Origin of the sequence: Spirabiliibacterium falconis, assembly GCF_014885015.1 — a bacterium.
Lineage (GTDB): Bacteria > Pseudomonadota > Gammaproteobacteria > Enterobacterales > Pasteurellaceae > Spirabiliibacterium > Spirabiliibacterium falconis.
This window is the reverse complement of sequence record NZ_JABMIJ010000024.1, coordinates 1-4,457: the sequence shown is the minus strand read 5'-3', so window position 1 is coordinate 4,457 and position 4,457 is coordinate 1. Positions and strand designations below refer to the sequence as shown.

At 43.7% G+C, this 4,457-nt stretch carries 4 protein-coding genes; 2 read left to right on the top strand and 2 right to left on the bottom strand.

The features are described from left to right. Window positions 1–104: 104 nt before the first annotated feature. A complete protein-coding gene (gene ftsN / locus HPC40_RS09005; protein ID WP_208119167.1) occupies window positions 105–896 on the bottom strand; it encodes a cell division protein FtsN in 792 nt (263 codons plus the stop codon). Window positions 897–995: 99 nt separating this feature from the next. Next, window positions 996–3,212: a primosomal protein N' gene (gene priA / locus HPC40_RS09000; RefSeq protein WP_208119166.1), complete on the bottom strand. Its 2,217-nt coding sequence runs from the start codon at window positions 3,210–3,212 to the stop codon at window positions 996–998. A 198-nt stretch (window positions 3,213–3,410) separates the two neighbouring features. Between priA and rpmE the strand changes: the two genes are divergently transcribed. Beyond that, complete coding sequence (gene rpmE / locus HPC40_RS08995) at window positions 3,411–3,626, top strand: 50S ribosomal protein L31 (RefSeq protein WP_208119165.1); 216 nt, start codon at window positions 3,411–3,413, stop codon at window positions 3,624–3,626. A 70-nt stretch (window positions 3,627–3,696) separates the two neighbouring features. Next, a complete protein-coding gene (gene mazG / locus HPC40_RS08990; protein WP_208119164.1) occupies window positions 3,697–4,383 on the top strand; it encodes a nucleoside triphosphate pyrophosphohydrolase in 687 nt (228 codons plus the stop codon). The last annotated feature ends 74 nt before the right edge of the window (window positions 4,384–4,457 follow it).

The following is a 4,457-nucleotide window of genomic DNA, read 5'->3' as shown; positions in this document are numbered from 1 at the left end:
CGCATTATAGTACGCTACTCACATTTCGCAAGCCTTTTTTTACAAAAATAATTAAGTGCGCTTTTTATCGACAATTTGATGAAAAACCGCACTTTTATCGTTGATTACATCGCCACAACAACGCAACTGGCAACGGCTTTGACTCGATTAAGCTCAGCCTTAGCCGCGGCACGATCGCCAACTGGACCGATGAAAACGCGTGTCCAATTGGCACTCACAGCAGTGCGTGCATTAAAACCAGACATCACCAGCTTAGCTTGTAAATTTTCAGCTTGCTGGCGATTTTTGAAAGCACCGCACTGTAAGCCAAATTTGCCTTTGCTTTCCGCAGCAGTTTTGTTCGCTTGAACCGCACTTTCTGTTTTCTTCTCTGGTAAGACAGGCTTTTTCTCAGGTTTGGCGACAGCCACTTCTGTCACAATAACCTCTTCTTTTGCTTTCGGTTTATCCACTACTTGCGGTGCTTTAGGTTTTGGTTCAGGCGATTTTATCGTCTGTTCTGTGCTGGTATTTTTTTCCACTTTAGGCACATTAACCACTGGCTGATCTCGCTCAAGCATCTTGAGAATTTGCTTTTGTTCTTCAGTGAGATTCTGTATTTTAGCACTGTCTTTTGGATTGTCATCAATAGGAATTTCACGCGTTTCAAGATCACGAATATAGCTCCATACCTCTTCTGGACGACTCGGCAAGGTGCTTTTAGGTTGTTCTTCAACCGTTTTATCTGGCACTGGGAGTGCCACACCACTTTCTGTTGACTTTTCCTTAAGCAAAAAAAGCCCCGCTGCAAACGCAATAACGATACTTAATAAAATAATCAGTAAAAGCAGTTTGTTAACAGGCGCATGCTTTTTCTTTTTTTTCTTACCTCTGGCGGCATAATCTCGCTGAACCACGATGACAACCTTTTTATCACGGACTAAACTAATATTAAAGTAGAGAATTTTACTCAAAAAAGGAGCTATTGCATAGTGTCAATATCATAATATTGCGTATTAACTGAAATCTATTGGGTCAATATCGACTATCATTTGCACATTGCTCGGCGGCGCGATCGCCATATGCGAAAACTCAGATAAAGCTGTTTGCAATACAGATTTTGATGGATGCTGTAATAAGAGTTGCCAATGATAAAATCCCGCTCGCTTTGGGTGTAGCCCTTCTATCGGACCCAAAATTTGTAAATCACAAATCTGATGCTGAGTACAATACTGCTGAAAGAAGGTGGCAATTATCTTGAGGTAGCTAACCGCACTTTCACTTTTTTTACTGCGTGTTTTAAACAATGCCTGCCCAGCATAAGGGGGAAGCCCAAGCCGTTGGCGTAGTTGCAATGCCTGTTGTGCAAAAGTGCGGTAACCATCATTAAGCAAGGTTTGTAATACAGGATGTTGAGGGAAATGCGTTTGTAGTACGACCTCACCTGCTTGCACGCCACGCCCTGCTCGCCCAGAAACTTGCACATACAGTTGTGCCAGTCGCTCTTCACTGCGAAAATCTTGCGAAAACAATGCGCCGTCAATATTTAGCAAGGCAACTAACGTGACATCAGGAAAATGATGCCCCTTCGCCAACATTTGTGTGCCGATCAAAATCTGGCTTTTTTTATGCTTAATGGCGTGCAAATGCGTCTCTAAGCTCCCTTTGCGCGCCGTGCTATCACGATCAATTCGCACCGCCTGAAAATCAGGAAACGCCTGCTTAAGGTGCTGCTCTAGTTGCTCAGTGCCAATGCCTGTCGTGACTAAATGAGTGGAACCGCACATTGGACATTGTGTAGGAATACGTTGCTGAATGCCACAGTGATGGCACCGTAGATGCTGTTGCTGTTGATGATACGTATGCGGTCGCTCACATTGCTGGCATTGCGCAATCCAACCACACTCGTGGCACAACATCACGGGGGCATAACCACGTCGGTTTAAAAATAAAAGCACTTGGTTGCCACGCTCTAGATGGGAGCGCATTTTTTGTTCTAATGCAGCAGAAATGCCTGCTTTTAGGGGCTGATTTTTCAAATTGATAATTTGATGCGCTAACGTATGCGTGCTTATTGCTCGGCGATCCAACTGCAAGAGGCGATATTTGCCTTTCTCTGCATTAGCCAAGCTCTCCAAACTTGGGGTAGCACTGCCAAGAATAATCGGAATATTCTCGCTCCTCGCACGCATGACAGCCATATCCCGTGCATGGTAACGCCATTGCGTTTCTTGCTGTTTATACGAAGGATCATGCTCTTCATCCACAATAATCAGCCCAAGCGTACTAAATTGTGTAAATAACGCAGATCGTGTGCCTATCACTATGCTAGTGATACCGCACTTTGCCCTCTTCCACACGCTAAAACGCTGTAAATCCGTTAAGTTAGAATGCAAAACATCAATCGGCAGATAAAAACGCTGCTCAACACTGCGCACTAATTGCGGCGTAAGCCCAATCTCAGGCACAAGCAAAAGCACTTGTTTCCCTTGTGCGAGCACCCCTTCCATCATCTGTAAATACACTTCCGTTTTACCAGCCCCCGTAATGCCATCTAACAGCCAAGTATGATGCCCGTTTGCCATTGCCATCGCATTAAGAACCAAGGCTTGCTGTTTGTTTAAGTGTGGTTTATTTTCGGCTGAATACCACACATCCTCAAGTAGACGCTGCCATGGCTGATATTTTGGCTCTTGCGTCAGTTTTGAGATTAAGCCTTTATCTTGCAACGTGCGCAACACCGCGTGATATTCATGCAATTGTTGCGCCATCAGGGTGTGAGCAGGTGCACTTTTTAATAATTCAAGACAGGCTTTTTGCTTAGGCGCACGACGTAACGTATCCGTTAAAAGTGCGGTTTCGCCCGCATTCGTAAGCTGATACGCATAGCTTGCTGGAAACGCATCCACATCTCCTGACCGTAGTTTTGCTGGCAAGGCCTGGAATAACACCTCGCCTAATCCTGTGTGATAATAGCGTGCTGCCCACGCTAATAGGGTAAACATCTCCGGAGTAAAAACCGATGCACTATCCAACACCTCAAGAATTGGCTTGAGCTGCGACATCGGCAGAGGACTCTCGCTCGGTAAATCTACCACAATGGCAATGCGTTGTTGTCGCCCAAACGGCACACGCAACCTTGCACCAATGCAAATTGGCGTGTTATCAGATGCAAGATAATCAAATGTTTTTGCCAGCGGCATAGCCAGCACGGTGCGCACAATGATTGCCATATCAAATCCCACTAAAAATTGCTGCCAGTATAGCCGATTTGAAATAAAACCGCACTTTGCAAATAAAGTTGCGAGTACGCTTTTTATTTTGTATAATTCACCGCCTTAAATACAAGGTTGTGCAATTTGCACTTGATTAATACATATGGTGTCGGGCATCGCTCCCGATAGCGATATGGCTTCACATTGAGGTTTTCTATGAAACAAGGTATCCATCCTGAATATAAAGAAGTAACTGCAACATGTTCTTGCGGTAACGTTATCAAAGTTCGTTCCACAGTGGGACACGATCTTAACCTAGATGTTTGCGGTGTTTGCCACCCATTTTACACAGGTAAACAACGTGTTGTGGATACAGGCGGTCGTGTAGAACGTTTCAACAAACGTTTCAGCATTCCAGGTTCTAAAAAATAGTGATGAACCGCACTTTACTGTTAAACTAACCGAGCAATTGCTCGGTTTTTTATTATTTTGAGGAGATAGAATGCAATCTATCGAAAAATTAATCGACATCATGCGCCAATTACGTAATCCTAATGGCGGCTGCCCGTGGGATTTGGAGCAAACCTATCAGACTATGATTCCACACGTGTTAGAAGAGAGCTATGAGGTTGTCGAAACACTACAAACACAAGATTTTACCGCTATGCGTGAAGAACTTGGCGATCTGTTGTTGCAAGTAATTTTTTTAAGCCAGCTAGCGGATGAAGATAAGCAATTTGATTTTAACGATGTTGTCACGCATCTTAACCAAAAATTGATATTTCGCCACCCACATGTTTTTGGAGAGAAGCAAGCACACAATGGTGCTGAAGCTCTCAAAAATTGGGAAGCACAAAAAGAACAAGAGCGGTTAAACAAAAAGCAATTTTCGCTGCTTGATGATATTCCACGAGCACTTCCCGCCTTACTGCGTGCAGAAAAGTTACAAAAACGTATTGCAAAATTCGATCAAAAGACACGTTGTCATTCTGATTTAATTAGCCAAAGTGAGCACTATTTGCAGCAATTAACAGGAAACGCACAAGATGCAGAAACACTGGGGCAATTATTATATTCAGTGGTAGAACTTTGCCGTCAAGCAGGGCTGAAAGCGGAAAGCCTGTTACGCGATGAAAATGAACGACAAGAAATGCTAGCAAGAGAAAAAGAAAACGTAAAGTGCGGTTAAAGTGTCTTTTTAAGTCACAAAAAAGGGCGAATATTCGCCCTTTTTCTTCTCAATAATTCATCATTATTTGATGA

Excerpts from the sequence above, each read along its gene's own strand:
- priA (WP_208119166.1), bottom strand. The coding sequence starts at position 3,212 with ATGGCAATCATTGTGCGCACCGTGCTGGCTATGCCGCTGGCAAAAACA.
- rpmE (WP_208119165.1), top strand. The coding sequence starts at position 3,411 with ATGAAACAAGGTATCCATCCTGAATATAAAGAAGTAACTGCAACATGT.
- mazG (WP_208119164.1), top strand. The coding sequence starts at position 3,697 with ATGCAATCTATCGAAAAATTAATCGACATCATGCGCCAATTACGTAAT.